This is a genomic window from Tomitella fengzijianii (assembly GCF_007559025.1).
Lineage (GTDB): Bacteria > Actinomycetota > Actinomycetes > Mycobacteriales > Mycobacteriaceae > Tomitella > Tomitella fengzijianii.
Genome location: NZ_CP041765.1, coordinates 1,995,550 through 2,019,096, shown reverse-complemented (window position 1 = coordinate 2,019,096; position 23,547 = coordinate 1,995,550). Strand labels below are relative to the sequence as shown.

Here is a 23,547-nt window from a genome sequence, read left to right as displayed (position 1 = left end):
GGCTCCGGCGGAACGGTGGACACATGGAAGCGAGGACGGCGGCGTGACGACGGTACTGATCACGGGCACGCGCCCCTACGGCGAGGGCGACCCGGTGGACGTGCTGATCGACGACGGCGTGATCACGCGGATCGTCCCGACGGTCGCAGGGGGTCGGGACGCCGGCGGCCCCGACTCCGCCGCGTCTGCGGCGGACGAGGTGATCGAGGCGGCCGGTACCGTGTTGCTGCCCGGTTTCGTCGACATGCACACCCACCTGCGCGAGCCCGGCCGGGAGGACGCGGAGACTGTGCGCTCCGGCTCCGCGGCGGCGGCCCGTGGCGGCTACACGGCCGTGTTCGCGATGGCCAACACCGAGCCCGTCGCCGACACCGCGGTGGTCACCGACCACGTCTACGCGCAGGGCCAGGCGGTGGGGCTGGTCGACGTGCACCCGGTGGGCGCGGTCACCAAGGGTCTGGCCGGTGCCGAGCTGGCGGAGATGGGCGTCATGGCGGCGTCGTCGGCGGCGGTGCGGCTGTTCTCCGACGACGGGCACTGCGTCGCCGACCCGCTGATCATGCGCCGCGCGCTGGAGTATGCGCGCGGGCTGGACGTCCTGATAGCGCAGCACGCGGAGGAGCCCCGGCTCACCGAGGGGGCGGTGGCCCACGAGGGGCCCACCGCGGCCCGGCTGGGTCTCGCAGGGTGGCCGCGCGCGGCGGAGGAATCGATCGTCATACGCGACGCGCTGCTGGCCCGCGACGCCGGTGCGCGCGTGCACATCTGCCACGCCTCCACTGCGGGGACGGTGGAGCTGATCCGCTGGGCCAAGGACCAGGGCATCGCGATCACCGCCGAGGTGACCCCGCACCACCTGATGCTCGACGACGCGCGACTGGAGTCCTACGACGGAATCTTCCGCGTCAACCCGCCGCTGCGTGAGGAATCCGATACCCGCGCGCTGCGGGCCGCGCTGGCCGACGGCGTGGTGGACTGCGTGGCCACGGATCACGCCCCGCACGCCGCGCAGGACAAATGCTGCGAGTTCTCGCAGGCCCGACCGGGCATGCTGGGGCTGGAAACCGCGCTGGGCGTCGTCGCGCAGACCATGGTGGCGCCGGGGCTGATCGACTGGCGCGGCGTCGCCGACGTGATGAGCGTGCGGCCGGCACAGATCACCGGCCTGCCGGACCACGGCCGCCCGATCGAGGTGGGGGAGACGGCCAACCTCACGGTGGTCGACCCGGACTCCGCGTGGACCGTGCGCGGCGCGGAGCTGGCCAGCATCGCGGACAACACACCGTACGAAGATCTCACGCTGCCCGCTCGGGTTCGCGCCACGCTGCTGAGGGGCCGCGTGACCTGCGTCGACGGAAAGGTCAGGGCCAGGTAGATGTTTTGGCTGAACACGATCACCGTGCTTGCGGCAGTGGGCATCTGGGCGCTGTGCGTGTACCTGATGTGGAGGGGCTGGCGACGCCGCGGCCGTTTCCAGCAGGGTGCGGTGGGTGACCTGCACCCGGTCCCGAAGAAGCTCTCGCGTCCGACGGTCGACGAGACAAGCGGGCTGTACGTGGGCTCGGCGCTGGCCGGGAACTGGCAGGCCCGCGTGACGGCGCACGGGCTGGGCGTGCGCGCGCTGGCCGCGCTTACCGGCTACCGCGAGGGAGTGCTGCTGGAACGCCAGGACGCCGAGCCGCTGTGGATCCCGCGCGCGTCCATCGTGTCCGTGCGCACCGACCGCCGCCTCGCCGGAAAAGTGATGACCAAGGACGGGCTGCTGGTGATCCGCTGGCGCACCACCGGCGCGGACGACAAGGTCGAGATGGACACGGGCTTCCGCGGCGACGACAAGTCGGTGTATCCGCGATGGCTGGCCGAGTTCAACGACGCGGACGGGGAGCCCGCACGGGGCGGAACGCAAAAGAACGAACCGGAGCAGGCCGGCCGGGATTCGAACAGGAAGGAACAGAAGTGAGCGACGCGGTTCTCGTACTCGAAGACGGGAAGGTGTTCCGGGGCTCCACGTACGGGGCGCAGGGGCAGACCCTCGGTGAGGCCGTGTTCTGCACCGGCATGACCGGCTACCAGGAGACTCTCACCGACCCCAGCTATCACCGGCAGATTGTGGTGGCCACGGCCCCGCAGATCGGAAACACGGGCTGGAACTCGCAGGACAGCGAGTCCCGGGCCGACGACGGCACCCCCGCGGACAGGATCCATGTGGCTGGATACGCCATCCGCGAACCCTCGCGGACCGTGTTCAACTGGCGGGCCGACCGCGGATCGCTCGAGGACCAGCTGGTGCGCCAGGGCATCGTGGGGATCTCCGGCATCGACACCCGCGCCGTCGTCCGCCACCTGCGCGACAGGGGCGCCATGCGCGCGGGGATCTTCTCCGGCACCTCGCTGGGGCCGGTCGACGGCCTGCAGCGCATCGTGCAGGCCCAGCCTGCGATGCTCGGCGCCGACCTGGCCCGCGAAGTGAGCACCGACAGCGGCTACATCATCGAGCCCGCGGGAGAGCCGCGCTTCGAGGTGGCGGCCGTGGACCTGGGCATGAAGGCGTCGATCCCCGAGCAGCTCGCGGCGCGCGGCTGCCGGGTGCACGTGCTGCCGTCCACGGCCACGCTCGAGCAGGTCGAGGCCGTCGGCGCCCACGGGTTCTTCCTGTCCAACGGCCCCGGCGACCCCGCCACCGCGGACACCGCGGTGCAGCTCACGCGCGGCGTCATCGGCAAGGGCATCCCGATGTTCGGCATCTGCTTCGGCAACCAGATCCTGGGCCGCGCGCTGGGACGGCGCACCTACAAGATGCGCTTCGGCCACCGCGGCATGAACATCCCGGTGATCGACGAGGCCACCGGCCGCGTGGCGATCACCTCGCAGAACCACGGCTTCGCCCTGGAGGGCGAGCGCGGCGAGGAGTTCGACACCCCGTTCGGCCGCGCACGCGTGAGCCACGTGTGCGCCAACGACGGCACCGTCGAGGGCGTCGAGCTGCTCGACGGCACCGCGTTCTCCGTCCAGTACCACCCGGAAGCCGCGGCCGGCCCGCACGACGCCCGCTACCTGTTCGACCGCTTCGGGGACCTGATGGACCGCGGCAGGAAGGCGGGCGGCAAGTGAACCCCCCGTCGCGCGCGGCACACCGCCCGTCCGCGCCCCGCCGCACCCCCAGCCGCACGGACCTCCACAGGAAGGCAGGCCTGAAGTAATGCCACGCCGCAACGACATCACACACATCCTGGTGATCGGCTCCGGCCCCATCGTGATCGGCCAGGCCTGCGAGTTCGACTACTCCGGCACCCAGGCCTGCCGCGTGCTGAAGGCCGAGGGCATGCGCGTCACCCTGATCAACTCCAACCCGGCCACGATCATGACCGACCCGGAGTACGCGGACGCCACCTACGTCGAGCCGATCACGCCCGAGGTGATCGAGAAGATCTTCATCCGCGAACGCGAACAGGGCCACCCGATCGATGCGGTCCTAGCGACCCTGGGCGGCCAGACCGCGCTCAATGCCGCGGTGCAACTGGACGCGCAGGGCCTGCTCGCCAAGCACGACGTGGAGCTGATCGGCGCCGACATCCCCGCCATCCAGCGCGGCGAGGACCGGCAGATGTTCAAGGACATCGTCGAATCGGTCGGCGGCGAGAGCGCCCGTTCCCGCGCCTGCGACACCATGGACGAGGTGTATGAGGCGGTCGAGGAGCTGGGCCTGCCGGTGGTGGTGCGCCCGAGCTTCACGATGGGCGGGCTGGGCTCCGGCCTGGCGTACACCTACGAGGATCTCGACCGGATCGCCGGCGGCGGCCTGGCGGCCTCGCCCACGGCCAACGTGCTCATCGAGGAGTCGATCCTCGGATGGAAGGAGTACGAGCTGGAGCTGATGCGCGACAAGAACGACAACGTCGTCATCGTCTGCTCCATCGAGAACGTCGACGCCATCGGCGTGCACACCGGCGACTCCGTGACGGTGGCCCCGTCGATGACCCTCACCGACCGCGAGTACCAGAAGATGCGCACGCTGGGCATCGAGATCCTGCGGGCGGTCGGCGTGGAGACCGGCGGCTGCAACATCCAGTTCGCCGTCGACCCGGCCGACGGCCGCATGACCGTCATCGAGATGAACCCGCGCGTGTCCCGCTCGAGCGCGCTGGCGTCGAAGGCCACCGGCTTCCCCATCGCGAAGATCGCGGCCCGGCTGGCCATCGGCTACACGCTCGACGAGATCGTCAACGACATCACTGGCGAGACTCCCGCGTCGTTCGAGCCGACGCTCGACTACGTCGTCGTCAAGGCTCCCCGCTTCGCGTTCGAGAAGTTCCCGGGGGCCGACGGCACGCTGACCACCACGATGAAGTCGGTGGGCGAGGCCATGTCGATCGGACGCAGCTACTCGGAGGCGCTCGGCAAGGTGCTGCGCTCGCTGGAGCAGGGCGGCACCGGGTTCTGGACGGTGCCCGACCCCGAGGGCGACACCGTGACCGCCGTGCTCGATCGTCTGCGGACCCCGCGCGAGGGCCGGATGTACGACATCGAGCGCGCGCTGCGGTACGGCGCCACCATCGACCAGGTCCACGAGGCCTCGGCGCTCGACCCGTGGTTCATCGCCGAGGTCGAGGGACTCGTGCAGCTGCGGTCCCGCATCATCGACGCGCCGGTGATGGACGAGGCGCTGCTGCGGCTGGCGAAGAACGAGGGACTGTCCGACCGCCAGGTCGCGGTGCTCCGGCCCGAACTCGCGGGCGAGGACGGCGTGCGCGACCTGCGCCACCGGCTGGGCGTGCGGCCGGTCTTCAAGACCGTCGACACTTGCGCGGCGGAGTTCGAGGCGAGGACGCCCTACCACTACTCGACCTACGAGCTGCACGCCGGCGCGGAGTCCGAGGTGCTCGAGCAGCGCGACAAGCCGAAGGTACTGATCCTGGGCTCCGGCCCCAACCGGATCGGCCAGGGCATCGAGTTCGACTACTCGTGCGTGCACGCGGCCACCACGCTGTCCGAGGTCGGCTACGAGACCGTGATGATCAACTGCAACCCGGAGACGGTCTCCACCGACTACGACACGGCGGACCGGCTCTACTTCGAGCCGCTCACCTTCGAAGACGTCCTGGAGGTCTTCCAGGCGGAGAGCGCATCCGGCACCGTCGCCGGGGTCATCGTGCAGCTCGGCGGCCAGACGCCGCTGGGCCTGGCGGAGCGGCTGGAGGCGGCGGGTCTGCCGATCGTCGGCACGACCCCCGGCGCCATCGACCTCGCGGAGGACCGGGCCGAGTTCGGCAAGGTGCTGACCGAGGCCGGCCTGCCGGCGCCGCGGTTCGGCACCGCCACCACCTACGAGCAGGCGCGGGCCATCGCGTCCGAGATCGGCTACCCGGTGCTCGTCCGCCCCTCCTACGTGCTGGGCGGACGCGGCATGGAGATCGTCTACGACGAGGCGTCGCTGGAGGGTTACATCTCCCGCGCCACCGAGCTGTCGTCCGATCACCCGGTGCTCGTCGACCGCTTCCTCGAGGACGCCATCGAGATCGACGTGGACGCGCTCTGCGACGGCGACGAGGTGTACCTGGGCGGCGTGATGGAGCACATCGAGGAGGCCGGCATCCACTCCGGCGACTCGGCGTGCGCCCTGCCCCCGATCACCCTGGGCCGCCAGGACGTCGAGGCCGTGCGCCGTTCCACCGAGGCCCTGGCCAAGGGCATCGGCGTGCGCGGTCTGATGAACGTGCAGTACGCGCTCAAGGACGATGTGCTCTACGTGCTCGAGGCCAACCCGCGGGCCAGCCGCACGGTGCCGTTCGTCTCCAAGGCCACGGGCGTCCCGCTCGCCAAGGCCGCCTCGCGGGTCATGATGGGCGAGTCGATCGCCCAGTTGCGGTCGGCGGGCGTGCTGCCCGCCACCGGCGACGGCGGGACCGTCGCGGCGGAGGCGCCCGTGGCCGTCAAGGAGGCCGTCCTGCCGTTCAACCGGTTCCGCAAGGCGGACGGCACCGGCATCGACAGTCTGCTGAGCCCCGAGATGAAGTCCACGGGCGAGGTCATGGGCATCGCCAAGGACTTCGGCACCGCGTTCGCGAAGAGCCAGATCGGCGCGTCGTCCGCGTTGCCGACCAGCGGAACGGTGTTCGTGTCCGTCGCCAACCGCGACAAGCGCGCGATGGTGTTCCCCGTCAAGCGTCTCGCCGACCTGGGCTTCACCGTGCTCGCCACGGTGGGCACCGCGGAGATGTTGCGGCGCAACGGCATCAAGGCCACCGAGATCGCCAAGTACTCCGATGAGCGCGACGGGCAGGACTCGATCGTGGAGCTCCTGCGCGAGCACAAGGTCGACCTGGTGATCAACACGCCGTTCGGCACCTCGGGCCCGCGCGTGGACGGCTACGAGATCCGGAGCGCCGCCATCGCCACGTCGACACCCTGCATCACCACGGTGCAGGGCGCGGCGGCCGCCGTGCAGGGCGTCGAGGCGATGATCCGCGGCGAGATCGACGTGCGGTCGCTGCAGGATCTGCACGCGCACCTGCGCGCGGGCTCGTGACACCAGTCGGTTCCGGGTTCGCCGACCGTCTGCGCTCGGCCGTCGAGCAGCGGGGGCGGCTGTGCGCGGGGATCGACCCGCACCCCGAGTTGCTCGAGGCCTGGGGCTTGCCGCGCAGCCCCGACGGGCTGGCGCAGTTCACCGACGTGTGCGTGCGCGCCCTGGGTCCGTCGGTGGCGGTGGTCAAGCCGCAGGTCGCGATGTTCGAGGAATACGGGTCGGCGGGCCTGGCGGTGCTCGAGGATGCTCTGGCCCGACTCCACGAAGCCGGCGCGCTGACGCTCGCCGACGCCAAGCGCGGTGACATCGGGTCGACGATGGCCGCCTACGCCCGCGCCTGGCTGTCCGACGGCGCGCCACTGGCGGCGGACGCGGTGACGGCGGCCCCGTATCTCGGCCTCGGGGCGCTGGCCCCGGCCGTCGAGCAGGCGCGCGGCACCGGACGCGGCGTGTTCGTCCTGGCGCGCACCTCCAACCCGGAGGGGCACGCGGTGCAGACGGCGCAGCTGGCGGGCGGAGCCGCGTCCGCTGCAGGTACCACCGTCGCGCAATCGATCGTCGACGGCGCCGCCGAGGACGCCACGGGCACCGTCGGTCTGGTCGTCGGCGCCACACGCGCGCACGGGCTGCGCCTGGACGGCTTCGCCGGGCCGATCCTCGCCCCCGGACTGGGGGCCCAGGGAGCATCCGCGGCCGACCTGCCCGGCATCTTCTCCGGTGCTGCCGGACTGCTGATTCCGAATTCCTCGCGCGCCATCCTGCGCGCCGGACCGGACGCGGAGCGGGTGCGCACGGCCGCGGAGCGGACCCGCGACGAGATCGAGGCCGCACTGCGGTGACCTCCCGGGGCCGGTGGCTGGCCGTCGCGGCCTGCGCGGTGGCCGTCACCGCGCTGTTCCGGCTCTTCGACACCGTCCACGGCATCGACCTCCGCGTCTACTTCGAGGCCGGCCAGGACGTCCTGGCCGGGAAGGGGCTCTACGACGGCCCGCAGGGGGACGCCCGCGTTCCGTTCACGTATCCGCCGTTCGCCGCGCTGGCCTCCGTGCCCCTCGCCGCCGTCGGCTGGACCGCCGCGCAGTGGCTGTGGGCGGTGGTGAACGTGTGCGCGCTGTCGGTGAGCGTGGCCGTCGGCTACCGTTCGCTGCTGGCGGGCCGGCGCCACCGGACGTGGTGGGTGCTGGGCCTGACCGGGCTGTGGGCGGCCTCCGGGCCGGTCGCCGATTCCCTCGGATACGGGCAGGTGGGCCTGCTGCTGATGGCGATGTGCCTGGTGGACGCGGACCGTGGGGTCCGGCTGCCCGCGTGGCTGCCCCGGGGCGCGCTCACCGGATGCGCGGCGGCGGTGAAGCTGATACCCGCCGCCTACCTGGCCGTGCCGCTGCTCCTGCGCCGGTGGCGCGCGGCCGCGGTCGGCGTCGTGGCGGCCGCGGCCTGCTCGCTCCTGGCGCTGGTGGTTCTTCCGGGGCCCACACGTGACTACGTCCTGGACGTCGTTCCCGGGCTGGCCGGCCGTGTCGGCGTGGGCGACCCGTCCGTGGCGGGCAATCAGTCCGTCCGCGGCATGCTCCTGCGCACTCTGCCCGCGGACACGTCGGACGGGACCGTCGTCGCGGTGTGGGCGGCCGTCTGCGTGCTGATCGCCCCGCTGACGGCGTGGGGATGCGTGCGGGCGGCACGCTCCCGGGGGCCGGTGGCCGCGTTGGTCGTGGCCGCGCTGGGCGCCGAGCTGATGCTGCCGGTGGCCTGGTCCCATCACTACGTGTGGCTCGTCCCCGCGGTGGGGCTGCTGTGGACTCCACCGCCGACGCCTTCCAGCGGGCACGGCTGCGGCACCGCGGGTTCGCGCGCGGCCCGACGGCGCCGGGCCGGCCTGCGCGCCTCCCGGCTGCTGGCCGCGGGGGTGGCGGCCGCGGCATTCGCCCGCACCGCACCGCTCGTGGCGACGTGGGGTTCGGGCGTCGCCGCGCTCGACCGGGCGGGCACCGAGGCGATCATGCTCGCCGCGGCGGCCACCATGGTCGGGCTGGCGGCACCGGCCGGATCCGCGATACCGGCCCGGGAGGAGCGGGCCGAAGGGGAGCGGGCCGAAGGGGAGGGGCGCGAGGTACGTCACGGCCGCGCGCGGTGGTGATCGTGCTCCGCGCGGGCACCACCGCCGACGTGCGTCTATCCGGCGCGACACGCGCGGGGTGCGACCGGTGGAGGAAATTTTTCGGCGCCCTTGCGCGCCCCGGCACGCGCATGTGGGCCGGCGGCGCTGATCGGACCGGCCGGGGCGGCGGCCACACCGGGCCCGACGCCGCTGCGACGCTGTGAACTGCGGAAATGCGGGATATCCGACGGTAGCGTGATCGCGCGGGCGGCGCTGCAGGCCGACGTCGCGAGCGCCGCCGCGCCCGAAGACCGGCGCCCCGGTCGGCGCCGTTGCGGGCCGACCAGGGCGGGGGCGGGTTCGCAAATGCCCCGGGGGCTGAGTACGGTCGCTATCGCTGCTGTCCACCTGCGGTGATCGCGCCACTTGCGCGACCGGGTCCCGCGGTGGACGATGCAGACCGATGATCCACGTACACGACGAGACGGAGGAACCGTGGCCCTTCCCCAGTTGACCGACGAGCAGCGGGCTGCTGCTCTGGAGAAGGCGGCAGCCGCTCGCAAGGCCAGGGCTGAGCTCAAAGAGCGCCTCAAGCGCGGCGGCACCGACCTCAAGCAGGTGCTCAAGGACGCCGAGACGGACGAGATCCTCGGCAAGATGAAGGTCTCCGCGCTGCTCGAGGCCCTGCCGAAGGTGGGCAAGGTCAAGGCGCAGGAAATCATGACCGAGCTCGAGATCGCCCCCACCCGCCGCCTGCGGGGACTCGGCGACCGTCAGCGCAAGGCCCTGCTGGCCAAGTTCGACTTCGAGTGATCCCCATGGACGCACGCACCGATCCGGTGACGATGCGCCCGAACGACGGACCGAGGGGCCGGCTGGTGGTACTGGCCGGCCCCTCGGCCGTGGGCAAGTCCACAGTGGTCCGTGAACTGCGCCGCCGGGTGCCGGAACTGGTTTTCAGCGTCTCGGCCACCACCCGCGCGCCCCGGCCGGGGGAGGTGGACGGCGTCGACTACCACTTCGTGGGCGACGACGGCTTCCAGCGCATGATCGACGGTGACGAGCTGCTCGAGTGGGCGGAGATCCATGGCGGGCTGCAACGCTCCGGCACGCCGGCGGCGCCCATCCGTGAGGCCCTTGCCGACGGCCGCCCCGTGCTCCTCGAGATCGACCTGGCGGGGGTGCGGCAGGTGCGCGAGTCGAGCCCCGACGCCCGCTTCGTGTTCCTTGCGCCCCCCAGCTGGGAGGATCTGGTGTCCCGCCTGACCGGGCGCGGCACCGAGGATCCGTCCGTGGTGGCCCGCCGGCTGGAGACGGCCCGCACCGAGCTGGCCGCCCAGGACGAGTTCGACCACGTGGTGGTCAATGACAGCGTCGACCGCGCCGTGGAAGAATTGGTATCATTGTTGATCGGTCCCGGGTAGGGATGAACCGATCTCCGTCGGTCACGGTTCGGCAAGGGCTCAAATCCGGCGGGGGCGCTTCACATCCACACACACAACCACCGCCGCAACCGGGTTGTCAGGCAGTGATGTCAGGAGTAATGCGAGTGAGCAGCAAGGTCGATGCAGGCGAATCCGCGGTGGCCGAGGCCGTGCGGCCGTACGACACCCCGCTGGGCATCACCAACCCCCCGATCGATGAGCTTCTCGAGCGCGTCTCGTCGAAGTACGCGCTGGTGATCTACGCGGCCAAGCGTGCGCGCCAGATCAACGACTACTACAACCAGCTCAGCGAGGGCATCCTCGAGTACGTCGGCCCGCTCGTCGAGCCGGGCCTGCAGGAGAAGCCCCTGTCGATCGCCATGCGGGAGATCCACGGGGACCTCCTCGAGCACACCGAAGGCGAGTGAGCGACCCCTCCGCGGCACCCCGGCGCATCGTCGTCGGGGTGGGCGGCGGTATCGCCGCCTACAAGTCGTGCTCGGTGATCCGGCACTTCACCGAGGCCGGGCACCAAGTGCACGTGATCCCGACCGAGGCCGCCCTGTCCTTCGTCGGCTCCGCCACCTTCGAGGCGTTGTCGGGCAACCCCGTGCACACGGGAGTGTTCGCGGACGTCCCCGCCGTGCCGCACGTGCGCCTGGGGCAGGAGGCCGACCTGGTCGTCATCGCGCCGGCCACGGCGGACCTCATGGCGCGTGCCGCCCAAGGCCGCGCGGACGACCTGCTCACCTCCACGCTTCTCACCGCGCGCTGCCCGGTGATGTTCGTGCCGGCCATGCACACCGAGATGTGGGAGCACCCGGCCACGGTGGACAACGTGGCGACGCTCCGCGGCCGGGGAGCCGTCGTCGTCGAACCGGCTTCGGGACGGCTGACCGGCGCGGACTCCGGCGCGGGACGCCTTCCGGACCCCGGCGAGATCTGCATGCTCGCCGACGTGATCCTCGAGCGGAGCGACGCGGTGCCCCGCGACCTGGAGGGCGTGCGCGTCGTGGTCACCGCGGGCGGGACCCGCGAACCGCTCGACCCCGTGCGCTTCCTCGGCAACCGCAGCTCGGGGAAGCAGGGCTACGCGCTCGCCCGGCTGGCCGCCCAACGCGGCGCCGAGGTCACGCTGATCGCGGCCGCGTCGACCGGCCTCCCGGACCCGCCGGCGGTCCGCGTCGAGCGGATCGGCACGGCCTCCGAGCTCCAGTCGGCGGTGGACGCCGCCGCCCAGGACGCCGAGGTGGTGATCATGGCCGCCGCGGTGGCGGACTTCCGGCCGGCGACACGCGCCGACGCGAAGATGAAGAAGGGTGCGGCCAGCGAGCCCGACTCGGTGGCACTGACCCGCAACCCCGACATCCTCAAGGGCCTGGTCACGCGCCGCGGCGCGGGCGGACTTCCCGCGACCCGCGTGATCGTCGGCTTCGCGGCGGAGACCGGCGACGCCGACGGCGACGCACTGCACCACGGCCGCGCGAAGCTCGCGCGGAAGGGCTGCGACCTGCTCGTCGTCAACACGGTCGGGGACGACCGGACCTTCGGTCTCGATTCCAACGACGGCTGGCTGCTTTCTGCGGACGGTTCGGAGCGGGCCATCGAGCACGGGTCCAAGTCGCTGATGTCCACCCGGATCCTCGACTCGGTGACCGCCCTGCTGGGCGACGGACACTGTCGCCCCTGATCCCCGCCCGCCGCCCGGCCGTCCCGCGCACGGCGGACCCCTTGCGGCCCCGGCGCGGCCCGGAGGCATAGGGTCGGTGGGTACCCGTTTCATCCTGGCTGATGACGAGAGCCCTCATACCAGCCTCAACGGCGGGCAGGTGCGCCGAGCGCGCCGTGCGACACACGAGAAGTGATCCGTGACGAGAGCCTTGGGAGAGAAATGTCAGTGAACCACCCGGGACATCGACTGTTCACCAGCGAGTCGGTGACAGAGGGCCACCCGGACAAGATCTGCGACGCCATCAGCGATTCGATCCTCGACGCGATGCTGGCCGCCGACCCGGCGAGCCGCGTCGCCGTGGAGACTCTGGTGACCACGGGCCAGGTGCACGTCGTCGGCGAGGTGACCACCGGCGCGTACGTCGACATCCCGCACATCGTGCGCGACAAGGTCCTCGAGATCGGCTACGACTCGTCCTCGAAGGGCTTCGACGGCAACTCGTGCGGCGTCAACATCGCCATCGGCGCCCAGTCGCCCGACATCGCCCAGGGCGTGGACACCGCCTACGAGTCGCGGGTGGATTTCTCCGACGACGCGATCGACAGGCAGGGCGCCGGCGACCAGGGCCTGATGTTCGGATACGCCTGCCGCGACACCCCCGAGCTCATGCCCATGCCGATCGCCCTGGCGCACAGGCTCTCGCGCAGGCTCACCGCCGTGCGCAAGGACGGTGTGCTGCCGTACCTGCGCCCGGACGGCAAGACGCAGGCGACCATCGAGTACGCGGGCGACCGCCCCGTGCGCCTCGACACCATCGTCGTGTCCACGCAGCACGCCGCGGACATCGACCTGGACAACATGCTGCTGCCCGACATCCGCGACAAGGTCCTGGCGCCCGTGCTCGCCGACATGTCCGAGACCGGGGCCGGCCTCGACACCTCCGAGGTCCGCCTGCTGGTCAATCCCACCGGCAAATTCGTGCTGGGCGGCCCGATGGGCGACGCAGGCCTGACCGGGCGCAAGATCATCGTCGACACCTACGGCGGGATGGCGCGGCACGGCGGCGGCGCGTTCTCCGGCAAGGACCCGTCCAAGGTGGACCGCTCGGCTGCGTACGCCATGCGCTGGGTGGCGAAGAACGCGGTCGCCGCCGGGCTGGCCGAGCGCATCGAGGTGCAGGTCGCCTACGCGATCGGCAAGGCCGCTCCGGTGGGTCTGTTCGTCGAGACTTTCGGCACCGAGCAGATCGACCCGTCGAAGATCCAGTCGCTCATCGCCGAGGTGTTCGACCTGCGGCCCGGCGCGATCGTGCGCGACCTGGACCTGTTGCGCCCGATCTACGGGCAGACCGCCGCCTACGGGCACTTCGGGCGTACCGACATCGACCTGCCCTGGGAGCGCACCGACAAGGCCGACGAGCTGCGCGCGCTGGCGGGGCTGTAGGCGCAGACCAATCCACCGACCGACCAAGCATCCTGTGCACGTTCCGACGTGCGGAACGTGCACAGGATGCTTGGTCGGCGGCCTTGCAAGGGGGCGCGGTGACGGACGGCATGCGTGAGCACGGCGCCTCCGCTGCGAGAAACGCGGCGACCGCATCCGCTGAGGGGGCGGCCGATTCCGGTCCCGTCGTGCCGTTGCCGGTTGCGCGGGTGCTGCCGATGGTGCAGCCGGCGCACCTGGACCGCACCTTCGACTACAGGGTGCCGGAGGCCCTCGACGACGAGGCCCGGCCGGGGGTGCGGGTGCGCGTCCGGTTCTCGGGGCGGCTGATCGACGGCTACGTCCTCGAGCGTGTCGCGGACACCGAGCACCAAGGACGCCTCGGCGCCATCGAACGCGTGGTATCCCCGTTGCCGGTGCTGACCGGGGAACTCGCCGCCCTGTGCGAGGCGGTCGCACAACGCTACGCGGGCACCCGGGCCGACGTGCTCCGGCTCGCGGTCCCGCCACGGCACGCGCGCGCGGAATCCGCGGCCCTGGAGTCGCTGGCGAAGCGCGCGGCAGCACGGGATGGACACACGGCGGGCGCGGAAGTGGGGTCGGGGAACGGCCTGGAATCGCGGAAAGCCACCGACGCATCCGGGGTTTCCGGGGACGGCGTCTCCGGCGATGAAGCGGCCGGCGACGGGGCCCCCGCGGACGACGCCTGGGACCAGTACGTACACGGCGCCGCGTTCGTCGACGCGGCCCGCGGCGGCCGTGCGCCGCGGGCGGTGTGGCAGGCGATGCCCGGCGAGGACTGGGCGCAGCGCATCGCCGAGGCGGCCCATGCCACGTTCGCCGGGGGACGGTCCGCGGTCATCGTCGTGGCCGACCGCCGCGACCTGGACCGCGTGGCGGCGGCACTGCGTGGTCTGTGCGCAGAGGACCCGCTCGCCGACGGCGCGGTGGTTGAACTCGCCGGCGGTCTGGGGCCGCAGGCCCGGTACCGCCGTTGGGTGACGGCCCTGGCGGGCCCGCCCTGCATCGTCGTCGGGAACCGGAGCGCCGTGTTCACCCCCGTCGCACGGCTGGGGCTCGTGGCCCTGTGGGACGACGGCGACGACCTGCTGTCCGAACCCCGATCGCCCTATCCGCACGCGCGCGAGGTGGGGCTGCTGCGCGCTGACGCCGCCGGGGCGGGGTTCCTGCTGGGCGGGCACGCGCGCACCGCCGAGGCGCAGTCGCTGGTCGATCACGGGTGGGCTCAGGACCTGGTGGCCCCGCGTCACCGGGTGCGGTCGGCCTCGCCGCTGATCCGGGCGCTCGCGGACAGCGAGCAGGCTCTCGCCCGCGACCCCGCGGCGCGGCAGGCGCGGCTGCCGGCGATCGGCTTCCAGGCGGCCCGCGATGCCCTCGCCGCCGGGCTGCCCGTCCTAGTCCAGGTGCCCCGCGCCGGGTACATCCCGGTGGTGGCCTGCGCGAATTGCCGCGAGCCCGCGCGGTGCCGACGGTGCGCCGGGCCGCTCGGACTCCCGTCGCCGCGTACGGGCGCCGCGGCCGGAGCCGAAGGAGGCGGCGGTGACGACCAAGAGGCCGCCGCCCCGCCCACGTGCCGGTGGTGCGGCACCCCCGCGCGTTCGCACTCGTGCACCAAGTGCGGCTCCCGCGCCCTGCGCGCGCAGGTGACGGGCGCGCAGCGCACCGCGGAGGAGTTCGGGCGCGCGTTCCGCGGGGTGCCGGTGATCGGCTCGTCCGGTTCGGAAGTCCGCGACGAGGTTCCGGCGCGCGCGGCCGTCGTCGTGGCCACGGTGGGCGCCGAGCCGGTGGCCCCCGGCGGCTACGGCGCCGCCCTGCTCCTCGACGGCTGGTCGCTGTTGACGCGTGCCGACCTGCGCGCGGGCGAGGAGGCGTTGCGGCGCTGGATGGCGGCCTCGGCGCTGGTGCGCAGCGCCGAGGCGGGCGGCAAGGTCGTCGTGGTGGCGGACGCCGGCGCCGAGGTGGTGCAGGCCCTCATCCGTTGGGACCCGGTGGGGCAGGCGCAGCTCGAGCTCGCCGGCCGCAGGGAGGTCCGCTTTCCGCCGGCGGTGCGGATCGCCGCGGTGGACGGCGCACCGGATACCCTCTCGGCGTTCCTGGACCTTGTGGAGCTGCCCGACGGGGCCGAACCACTGGGACCGGTTCCGCTTCCTCCCGGGGTCCGGCTCCCGGGCGGTGGCGGTCGGGACGGTGCAGGGCGCGGTTCGGCCCGCGACGCGCCCGCCGAGCCGCCTGCCGACGCGGAACGGATGCTGTTGCGCGTGCCGCGTCGCGATGGTGCGGCGCTTTCCCGCGCGCTGGCGGTGGGGCAGGCGGCGTTCAGTTCGCATCGGGTGCAGGGCACTGTGCGGGTGCAAATCGACCCGGTACGCGTCGGGTGACGCGCGTTGCGGCGTCTGGTCAGGCCCCGGTGTCGGTGCTGCGGGTTTCCACGACGTACATCCGTGTGCGCGTGCGGTCGACGAAGTTCTCCTCGTCGGCGGCGATCCGCCGGGCGGTGTCCGGGACTGCGTACGCGGCGAGCATCGCCTCGTACCCGGCGCGGTCGTCGAACACGAACTCGCTGACCACGTCGAAGTCGGCTGCCGGGGCGTCGGGCCCGGCGAGCCTGTCGTCGTGTTCGAGGAAGTTGCGCCGGTACTCGCGGAACGGCGGAAGAAGGCTTGTGATCAGCGGCGCGTGCCGGGTCTCGTAGTACTCGATGAACTGTTCCCGCGTCAGGTCGGCGCGGCGGGTGAGTAGTGCGATGGCTTTGAACACGGGGCCTCCGGGTAGTGGCGTCGCCGACGGTGCGCGGCGCGGACGAGTCGACGATAGCCGCAGCGGCCTGCGCGCGGACCCCGGAAACTAAGCTCGACGGGACACGGCAGGCTGAACAGGACACGACAGGTACGAGGGAAGGACTTTTCGACGTGCGAGTGATCTTCGCGGGAACCCCCGAGGCGGCGGTGCCGTCGCTGAGGGAGCTCATCGACTCCCCGCGGCATGAGGTGATCGCCGTCGTCACCCGTCCCGACGCGGCCGCCGGGCGCGGACGGAAGACCGGCCGGTCACCGGTCGGGCGGCTGGCCGACGAGGAGGGCATCGAGGTCCTCACGCCCGCCCGGGCAGCGGACCCGGACTTTCTTGCACGCCTGGGTGAGCTCGAGCCCGACTGTTGTCCGGTCGTCGCCTACGGCAACCTGCTGCCCGCCGACGCGCTGGCCGTGCCCGCGCACGGCTGGGTCAATCTGCACTTTTCATTGCTCCCGGCGTGGCGTGGCGCGGCGCCGGTGCAGGCCGCGATCGCCGCCGGGGACGAGATGACCGGCGCCGCGACGTTCCTGATCGAGCCGGCTCTCGACACGGGCCCCGTGTACGGGGTGGTGACGGAGCGGATCCGGGACGACGACACCGCCGGCGACCTGCTTGGGCGACTGGCGGGTTCCGGCGCGCGGCTGCTCGCCGCCACAATGGACGGCATCGAGGACGGCACGCTCACCGCAGTGCCGCAGTCCGCTGACGGGGTGACCTACGCGGAGAAGATCACCGTGGAGGGCGCGCGCGTGCAGTGGCGGCATCCGGCGCCCGCCGTGGACCGCCGGGTCCGCTCGGTCACCCCGGATCCGGGGGCCTGGACGATGCTGGGGGATGTGCGGCTCAAGCTCGGGCCGGTGCGTCCGGCCGGCGGCCGGGAGCCGGCCCCCGGCCAGGTCGAGGTCACCAAGAAGGCCGTGTTCGTCGGGACGGGGACCGACGCTGTCGAACTGAGCTGGGTGCAGCCCCCCGGAAAGAAGCAGATGCGTGCGGCCGACTGGGCGCGCGGCGCACGACTCACGGGTGAGGAGACCTTCGCATGAGCCCACGGGCGAACGGCGCCGACGGACACCCGCACGGCGGGGGCGGGCGCCAGGACAGGGGTCGCTCCGGCGACGGCGGCAACGGCCGGCCGCGCGCGGAGAAGGGGCGTTCGCGCGCCGGCCGCGGGCCCGCGGGTAGAGACGGACGGGAGGCCCGTCGCCGTGAGCATCCGGCCGCCGACCCGGCGCGAGAGGCCGCACGCGACACGCTGCGCGCCGTGCGGGAGCGCGACGCCTACGCCAACCTGGTGCTGCCGCGCCTGCTGCGCGAGCGCCGGATCAGCGGGCGGGACGCCGCCTTCGCCACCGAACTCACCTACGGCGCGTGCCGCGCGCTGGGGCTGCTCGACGCGGTGATCGAGGCGTGCGCCGGCAGGGCCCTCGACCGGATCGATCCGCCCGTCCTCGACGCGTTGCGGCTCGGCGTCTACCAGTTGTTGCGGACCCGGGTGGCGCCGCATGCGGCCGTTTCGACCACGGTGGACATGGTGGTGGCGGACAACGGCCGGGGCGCGGGCGGGTTCGCCAACGCGGTGCTGCGCAGGGCGTCGGAGAAGACCGATCAGCAGTGGATCGCGCAGCTGACGCCCCCACCCGAGTCCGCGCCGGTGGCGGCATCCGCGTTCCGGCACACCCATCCGACCTGGATCGCGCAGGCCTTCGCCGATGCGCTGGGGCCCGCCGCCGGGGAGCTCGACGCGGCCCTCGAGGCGGACAACGTCAGCCCCCGTGTGCACCTGGTGGCCCGGCCGGGCGCCATCAGCGCCGAGGAGCTGGCCTTGGTCACCGGGGGAGAGGAGGGACGCTACTCGCCGTACGCGGTCTACCTCGACGGCGGCGATCCCGGGGAGCTGGATCCGGTGCGCGAGGGGCTCGCCGCCGTGCAGGACGAGGGCAGCCAGCTGGTCGCCCGCGCCGTCACAGTGGCCCCGCTGGACGGCCCGGACGGCGGGCGGTGGCTGGACCTGTGCGCCGGGCCGGGCGGGAAGGCGGCGCTGATGGGGGCGGTGGCGGAGATCGACGGCGCCCGTGTCGACGCGGTCGAGCCTTTGGAGCACCGCGCCGACCTGGTGCGGAGAACCACCGGCGACCTGCCCGTGACGGTCCACACCGCGGACGGCCGCGACAGCGGCCTCACCCCGGGCTACGACAGGATCCTCGTCGACGCCCCCTGCACCGGGCTGGGCGCGCTGCGGCGCCGCCCGGAGGCCCGCTGGCGCAAGGGCCCCCAGGATGTCACCGACCTGACCCGGCTGCAGCGGGAACTGCTGGGCGCGGCGGCGGCGCTGGTACGGCCGGGCGGGGTGATCGTGTACGCGACGTGCTCGCCGCACCTGGCGGAGACCGCCGGGATCGCCGCGGACGCGCAGCGCCGCCACGGCCTCACCCCGCTCGACGCCCGCACGCTCCTGCCGGACATGCCGGGCCTCGGTGACGGGCCGTTCGTGCAGTTGTGGCCGCACCGCCACGGCACCGACGGCATGTTCCTGGCGGCGCTGCGCAAGTGAGCACGGCGCGCCCATAGAATGTGCCGCATGGCGAACCAGGTTCCGGCGGGCCCGGAGACAGCACAGCGGGTGCGGCAGCCGATGATCGCGCCGTCCATTCTGTCCGCGGACTTCGCGCGGCTCGCGGAGGAGGCCGCCATCGTCGCGGGCGACCCGGCCACCGGGGACGCCGGCGCCGAGTGGCTGCACGTCGACGTGATGGACGCGCACTTCGTGCCCAACCTCACCCTCGGTCTGCCGGTGGTGCAGAGCTTGCTCAAGGCCACCGACATCCCGCTGGACTGCCACCTGATGATCGAGGATCCGGGCCGCTGGGCGCCGCCGTACGCAGAGGCGGGTGCGCACAACGTCACCTTCCACGCGGAGGCGGCGGACGACCCGGTGGCCGTGGCCCGCGACATCCGCGCCGCCGGTGCGGTGGCGGGGCTCGCCGTCAAGCCGGGCACTCCCATCGACCCGTACCTGGAGGTCCTGCGCGAGTTCGACACGCTGCTGGTGATGAGCGTCGAACCGGGCTTCGGCGGTCAGTCGTTCATCGCCGACGTCCTGGACAAGGCGCGTGCGGTGCGCCGGTTGGTCGACTCGGGCGAGCTGCGGCTGCTGGTGGAGATCGACGGCGGCATCAACGCCGACACCATCGAGCAGGCCGCGGAGGCGGGCGTCGACTGCTTCGTGGCCGGCTCGGCCGTCTACGGTGCGCACGATCCCGCCGCCGCCGTCCGCAACCTGCGCGAGCAGGCGGCGGCCGCGTCGCCGCACCTGCACCTGCACCCGTGACCCGGCCGCAACCGGCCCCGCAGTGGCCGCTGGGCGCGCGGCTGGACGACCGCGAGGCGATGTTCGAGGCCGTCGAGCTTTCGCGGGCCGTGGCGGGGCGCACCAGCCCCAACCCCGCGGTGGGGGCGTTGATCTTCGACGCCGGCGGGTACGTGTGCGGCGCCGGGACCACGGCCCCGCCGGGCGGCCCGCATGCCGAGGCCGCCGCACTGGCACAGGCGGGGGCCCGGGCGCGCGGCGGCACCGCCGTCGTCACGCTCGAGCCGTGCGATCACACCGGCCGCACCGGGCCGTGCAGCCGCGCCCTGATCGAGGCCGGAGTAGCGAGGGTGGTCTTCGCGATCGCCGATCCCACCGCGCAGGCCTCCGGGGGCGCGGAGACGCTGCGCCGGGCCGGGGTGGAGGTGGTCGGCGGCGTGTCGGCCGCCGACGTGGAGGCCGGGCCGCTCCGGCCGTGGCTGCACCGGCAGCGCACCGGACGGGCGGAGGTCACGCTCAAGATCGCCACGACCATCGACGGGCGGGTCGCGGCGCCCGACGGCACCAGCCGCTGGATCACCGGCGAGGCCGCCCGTGCCGAGGTGCACGCGCGGCGCGCCCGGGTCGACGCGATCGTCGTCGGCACCGGCACCGTCCTGGCCGACGACCCGGCGCTGACCGCCCGCAACCCCGACGGCTCGCTGCGTGGCCACCAGCCGCTGCGCGTGGTCGTGGGGGACCGGCCCATGCCGGCGGGCAGCCGCATCCTCGACTCGGCTGCGCGCACTCTCGTCATCCGCGACCACGACCCCGCCGGCGTGATCGAGCGCCTCTCCGCCGATTGCTGCGATGTGCAGATCGAGGGCGGGCCGCGGCTCGCGGGCGCGTTTCTCGGGGCGGGCCTGGTCGACCGGATCGAGCACTATCTGGCGCCGGCCGTGCTCGGGGACGGCCGTGCCGCGGTCGTGGGCAGCGGCGCGCGGTCGATCGCGGACCTCAGCCGGTTCCGTCTGCGGATGCCGGTGCGCGCCCTCGGCGACGACGTGCTGCTGACATACGATCGGGTGACCGGGCGGTAGCCGCATCGTCGGCCCGTCCGGCACTGCCAGACCGGGCACGGCCCACCTGGGCGCCGGCGAGCGAGAGGACCACGGGATTGTTCACGGGAATCGTCGAAGAGGTCGGTGAGGTCACCGCAGTGACCGAGATGGGGGACTCCTCCCGCTTCACCGTGCGCGGGCCGCTGGTCACCTCGGACGCCGGCCACGGCGATTCGATCGCCGTCAACGGCGTGTGCCTCACCGTCGTCGACCTGCTCGGCGCCGACGGCGGGGGGACGCTCGCCGATTCGTTCACCGCCGACGTGATGCACGAGTCGCTGTCGCGCTCCGCGCTGGGCGACCTGCGCGTGGGAAGCCCGGTCAACCTCGAACGCGCCGCAACGGTGTCCAGCCGGCTCGGCGGCCACATCGTGCAGGGGCACGTGGACACCGTCGGGTCTGTGATCTCCCGCACCCCGCACGAACACTGGGAGGTCGTCCGGGTGTCGGTGCCCGCCGCTTCCGCGCGGTACGTGGTGGAGAAGGGCTCGATCACCGTCGACGGCGTATCGCTGACGGTCAGCGCGCTGGGCGTCGACGAGGCAGGTCAGGACTGGTTCGAGGTGTCGCTGATCCCCACCACCCTGGCGACGACGGTGCTGGGGGGCGCCGCTGCCGGAACGCGGGTCAACCTCGAGGTGGACGTCCTCGCAAAATACGTCGAGCGGCTTCTGGGAGCCGGTGCCGCCGCACGCGGTGTGCAGGGCCTACCCTCGTAGTCGGGAATCGGGGCACTCACCGGTGTCCACGGGTGTCAAGCCGTGAGCGCGTGCGCGGGGCGAGACCACGAGCTGCCATGGGAGCGTTGCGTGAGGTTCGACAGCATTGAGCGGGCGGTGGCCGACATCGCCGCCGGCAAGGCGGTCGTCGTGGTCGACGACGAGGACCGCGAGAACGAGGGCGACCTGATCTTCGCCGCGGAGAAGGCCACCCCGGAGCTCGTCGCGTTCATGGTCCGCTACACCTCCGGGTATCTGTGCGTGCCGTTGACCGGAGCGGACTGCGAGCGCCTGGCGCTGCCGCCGATGTACACGGTGAACCAGGACAAGCACGGCACGGCCTACACCGTCACGGTCGACGCGCGCGAAGGCGTCACCACCGGCATCTCGGCGGCGGACCGCGCCCGCACGATGCGGATGCTCGCGGACGGTGCGAGCGGCGCCGAGGACTTCACCCGCCCCGGCCACGTGGTGCCGCTGCGGGCCAAGGAGGGCGGCGTGCTCCGCCGGCCCGGGCACACCGAGGCCGCGGTGGACCTGGCGTCGCTCGCCGGGTTGCGCCCGGCCGGCGCGATCTGCGAGATCGTCAGCCAGAAGGACGACGGCGAGATGGCCCGCGCCGATGAACTGCGCGTGTTCGCCGACGAACACGAACTGGCGATGATCTCCATCGCCGACCTCATCAGCTGGCGGCGCAAGCACGAAAAGCACGTCAAGCGCGTGGCCGACGCCCGCATCCCCACCGCGCACGGGGCGTTCCGGGCGGTCGGCTACGAGAGCGTGCACGACGACGTCGAACACGTCGCGCTGGTCTGCGGCGACATCGGTGACGGCGCCGACGTGCTGGTCCGCGTGCACTCGGAGTGCCTGACCGGCGACGTGTTCGGCTCGCTGCGGTGCGATTGCGGACCCCAGCTGGACGCGGCCATGCAGATGGTCGCCGACGAAGGCCGCGGCGTCGTGCTGTACATGCGGGGGCACGAGGGGCGGGGAATCGGCCTGATGCACAAGCTGCAGGCCTACCAGCTCCAGGACGCCGGCCGGGACACGGTGGACGCCAACCTGGAGCTGGGACTGCCGGCCGACGCCCGCGACTACGGGCTGGGCGCGCAGATCCTGGTGGACCTGGGCGTGCGCTCGATGCGACTGCTCACCAACAACCCGGCGAAGCGGGTGGGCCTGGGCGGCTACGGCCTCACCATCACCGCGCGGGTGCCGATGCCGGTGCGGGCGACGGCGGAGAACCTGCGCTACCTGCGCACCAAACGCGACCGCATGGGGCACGACCTGATCGGCCTGGACGATTTCGATCCCACGGCGTCCGGCGCGGAGAGCGTTGTGACCGCGGGCGACGGAGGGCCCGCATGAGCGCGGAAGGCCGGCCAATCGAGTACGGCGCGGTGACGCCGGGGCTCACACTGGGAATCGTCGCGGGCCACTGGCACCGGGAGATCAACGACGCGCTGCTGGCCGGGGCCCTGCGCGCGGCCGAGGCCGCCGGGGTGTCCGGGCCCACCGTCGTCCGTGTCGCCGGGGCGGTGGAACTGCCCGTGATGGCCCAGCACCTGGCGCGCACGCACGACGCGGTCGTGGCGCTGGGCGTGGTGATCCGCGGGGGCACCCCCCACTTCGAGTACGTGTGCGACGCGGTGACGGCCGGCCTGACCCGTGTGGGTCTCGACGAGTCGACGCCCGTGGGCAACGGGGTCCTGACCACGGACACCGAACAGCAGGCGCTGGACCGCGCCGGGCTGCCCGGCTCCTTCGAGGACAAAGGCGGCGAAGCGACGATGGCGGCTCTGGACGTGGCGACCACGCTGCGTCGGCTGCAGGACGGAACGGCATGACCGCGGAGGGCGGATCGATGGTGGACGACGCCGCGCAGAGCGTTGGACGGGACACGCAGGCCGGCCGGGCCGGGCCGGTGGCGGTGGACGACCCGGACCGGTTCCAGTGGGACCTCGTGGCACGGTCGCGGCGCAGCAGCCTCTACGCGATCGGTGTCGCGATCTTCCTCGTCGTGGTGTTCACCGTGCTCGGGTCGCTGCTGAGGATCGCCGACACCGGGGTGCACTTCCGCATCTGGGACCAGATCTCCATCGCGCTGATCGGCGTGCTGATGGGATGCGGTGTGCTGCTGTTCACCCGGCCCCGGCTGCGGGTGGGCCCCCAGGGCATCAGCGTCCGGAACCTGTTCAGCGACAAGTTCATCCAGTGGGACCTGGTCCAGCGGATCACGTTCCCGGAGGGCGCCTCGTGGGCGCGGATCGACCTGCCGGACGACGAGTACGTGCCCGTGCTGGCCGTGCAGATCAACGACCGGGGACGATCCGTCGAGGCGGTCAAGCGTTTCCGCGCGCTGCAGCGCCTGTACGCGGGCGGGCAGGGGCGCGAAGCCGCGGGCGGGCAGGACTAGGACCGGCGACCGCCGGCGGGACGCGCGATAG

At 72.8% G+C, this 23,547-nt stretch carries 21 protein-coding genes; 20 read left to right on the top strand and 1 reads right to left on the bottom strand.

The genetic code is table 11. The features are described from left to right. The first annotated feature begins 43 nt into the window (after nucleotides 1-43). From FO059_RS09165 to FO059_RS09110, 12 genes are all read left to right on the top strand, one after another. Nucleotides 44-1,375, top strand: coding sequence for a dihydroorotase (locus tag FO059_RS09165; RefSeq protein WP_143908173.1), 1,332 nt, complete (start codon nucleotides 44-46; stop codon nucleotides 1,373-1,375). Continuing rightward, nucleotides 1,376-1,960 (top strand): PH-like domain-containing protein, encoded by a 585-nt coding sequence (locus FO059_RS09160; RefSeq protein WP_233266770.1) that lies wholly within the window; start codon nucleotides 1,376-1,378, stop codon nucleotides 1,958-1,960. Beyond that, nucleotides 1,957-3,111, top strand: a complete 1,155-nt coding sequence (gene carA, locus FO059_RS09155) for a glutamine-hydrolyzing carbamoyl-phosphate synthase small subunit (RefSeq protein WP_233266771.1) — start codon at nucleotides 1,957-1,959, stop codon at nucleotides 3,109-3,111. Before FO059_RS09160 ends, carA begins: the two co-directional genes overlap by 4 nt. Before the next feature lie 88 nt (nucleotides 3,112-3,199). Continuing rightward, nucleotides 3,200-6,526: a carbamoyl-phosphate synthase large subunit gene (carB, locus tag FO059_RS09150; protein WP_143908169.1), complete on the top strand. Its 3,327-nt coding sequence runs from the start codon at nucleotides 3,200-3,202 to the stop codon at nucleotides 6,524-6,526. After that, nucleotides 6,523-7,365: an orotidine-5'-phosphate decarboxylase gene (gene pyrF, locus FO059_RS09145; RefSeq protein WP_143908167.1), complete on the top strand. Its 843-nt coding sequence runs from the start codon at nucleotides 6,523-6,525 to the stop codon at nucleotides 7,363-7,365. The genes carB and pyrF overlap by 4 nt, the downstream gene beginning before the upstream one ends. Further along, nucleotides 7,362-8,660: a glycosyltransferase 87 family protein gene (locus tag FO059_RS09140; protein WP_143908165.1), complete on the top strand. Its 1,299-nt coding sequence runs from the start codon at nucleotides 7,362-7,364 to the stop codon at nucleotides 8,658-8,660. The genes pyrF and FO059_RS09140 overlap by 4 nt, the downstream gene beginning before the upstream one ends. Nucleotides 8,661-9,116: 456 nt before the next feature. Continuing rightward, nucleotides 9,117-9,434 carry an integration host factor, actinobacterial type gene (mihF, locus tag FO059_RS09135; protein WP_143908163.1) on the top strand — a complete coding sequence of 106 codons (318 nt, stop codon included), beginning with the start codon at nucleotides 9,117-9,119 and terminating at the stop codon, nucleotides 9,432-9,434. Nucleotides 9,435-9,439: 5 nt separating this feature from the next. Then, nucleotides 9,440-10,045 (top strand): guanylate kinase, encoded by a 606-nt coding sequence (gene gmk / locus FO059_RS09130; protein WP_233266772.1) that lies wholly within the window; start codon nucleotides 9,440-9,442, stop codon nucleotides 10,043-10,045. A 125-nt stretch (nucleotides 10,046-10,170) separates the two neighbouring features. Beyond that, entirely contained in the window at nucleotides 10,171-10,473 is a 303-nt protein-coding gene (rpoZ, locus tag FO059_RS09125) for a DNA-directed RNA polymerase subunit omega (protein WP_235671084.1), read from the top strand. Continuing rightward, a complete protein-coding gene (gene coaBC / locus FO059_RS09120) occupies nucleotides 10,470-11,735 on the top strand; it encodes a bifunctional phosphopantothenoylcysteine decarboxylase/phosphopantothenate--cysteine ligase CoaBC (RefSeq protein ID WP_143908161.1) in 1,266 nt (421 codons plus the stop codon). The genes rpoZ and coaBC overlap by 4 nt, the downstream gene beginning before the upstream one ends. Before the next feature lie 201 nt (nucleotides 11,736-11,936). Further along, entirely contained in the window at nucleotides 11,937-13,160 is a 1,224-nt protein-coding gene (gene metK, locus FO059_RS09115) for a methionine adenosyltransferase (protein WP_199257020.1), read from the top strand. Between the two features lie 218 nt (nucleotides 13,161-13,378). Beyond that, nucleotides 13,379-15,559: a primosomal protein N' gene (locus FO059_RS09110; RefSeq protein WP_158726531.1), complete on the top strand. Its 2,181-nt coding sequence runs from the start codon at nucleotides 13,379-13,381 to the stop codon at nucleotides 15,557-15,559. A 19-nt stretch (nucleotides 15,560-15,578) separates the two neighbouring features. Here the strand turns inward: FO059_RS09110 and FO059_RS09105 are convergent, their stop codons facing one another. After that, entirely contained in the window at nucleotides 15,579-15,938 is a 360-nt protein-coding gene (locus tag FO059_RS09105) for an EthD domain-containing protein (protein ID WP_143908157.1), read from the bottom strand. Between the two features lie 152 nt (nucleotides 15,939-16,090). On the opposite strand from FO059_RS09105, the gene fmt reads away from it, so the two are divergent. The 8 genes from fmt (at nucleotide 16,091) to FO059_RS09065 (ending at nucleotide 23,516) form a co-directional block, all read left to right on the top strand. Continuing rightward, a complete protein-coding gene (gene fmt, locus FO059_RS09100) occupies nucleotides 16,091-17,017 on the top strand; it encodes a methionyl-tRNA formyltransferase (protein ID WP_143908155.1) in 927 nt (308 codons plus the stop codon). Then, a complete protein-coding gene (locus FO059_RS09095) occupies nucleotides 17,014-18,525 on the top strand; it encodes an RsmB/NOP family class I SAM-dependent RNA methyltransferase (RefSeq protein ID WP_143908153.1) in 1,512 nt (503 codons plus the stop codon). The genes fmt and FO059_RS09095 overlap by 4 nt, the downstream gene beginning before the upstream one ends. Nucleotides 18,526-18,552: 27 nt before the next feature. Further along, nucleotides 18,553-19,302 (top strand): ribulose-phosphate 3-epimerase, encoded by a 750-nt coding sequence (gene rpe, locus FO059_RS09090; protein ID WP_282451609.1) that lies wholly within the window; start codon nucleotides 18,553-18,555, stop codon nucleotides 19,300-19,302. 59 nt (nucleotides 19,303-19,361) lie between these two features. Further along, complete coding sequence (gene ribD / locus FO059_RS09085) at nucleotides 19,362-20,360, top strand: bifunctional diaminohydroxyphosphoribosylaminopyrimidine deaminase/5-amino-6-(5-phosphoribosylamino)uracil reductase RibD (protein ID WP_143910604.1); 999 nt, start codon at nucleotides 19,362-19,364, stop codon at nucleotides 20,358-20,360. Nucleotides 20,361-20,437: 77 nt separating this feature from the next. Further along, on the top strand, nucleotides 20,438-21,100 hold the full coding sequence (locus tag FO059_RS09080; RefSeq protein WP_143908152.1) for a riboflavin synthase: 663 nt from the start codon (nucleotides 20,438-20,440) through the stop codon (nucleotides 21,098-21,100). 90 nt (nucleotides 21,101-21,190) lie between these two features. Beyond that, nucleotides 21,191-22,468 (top strand): bifunctional 3,4-dihydroxy-2-butanone-4-phosphate synthase/GTP cyclohydrolase II, encoded by a 1,278-nt coding sequence (locus FO059_RS09075; protein ID WP_143908150.1) that lies wholly within the window; start codon nucleotides 21,191-21,193, stop codon nucleotides 22,466-22,468. Next, the gene (gene ribH / locus FO059_RS09070) at nucleotides 22,465-22,947 is read left to right on the top strand and encodes a 6,7-dimethyl-8-ribityllumazine synthase (protein WP_143908148.1); all 483 of its coding nucleotides are present in this window, start codon (nucleotides 22,465-22,467) and stop codon (nucleotides 22,945-22,947) included. The genes FO059_RS09075 and ribH overlap by 4 nt, the downstream gene beginning before the upstream one ends. Next, nucleotides 22,944-23,516, top strand: coding sequence for a PH domain-containing protein (locus FO059_RS09065; protein ID WP_282451608.1), 573 nt, complete (start codon nucleotides 22,944-22,946; stop codon nucleotides 23,514-23,516). Before ribH ends, FO059_RS09065 begins: the two co-directional genes overlap by 4 nt. Nucleotides 23,517-23,547 lie beyond the last annotated feature (31 nt).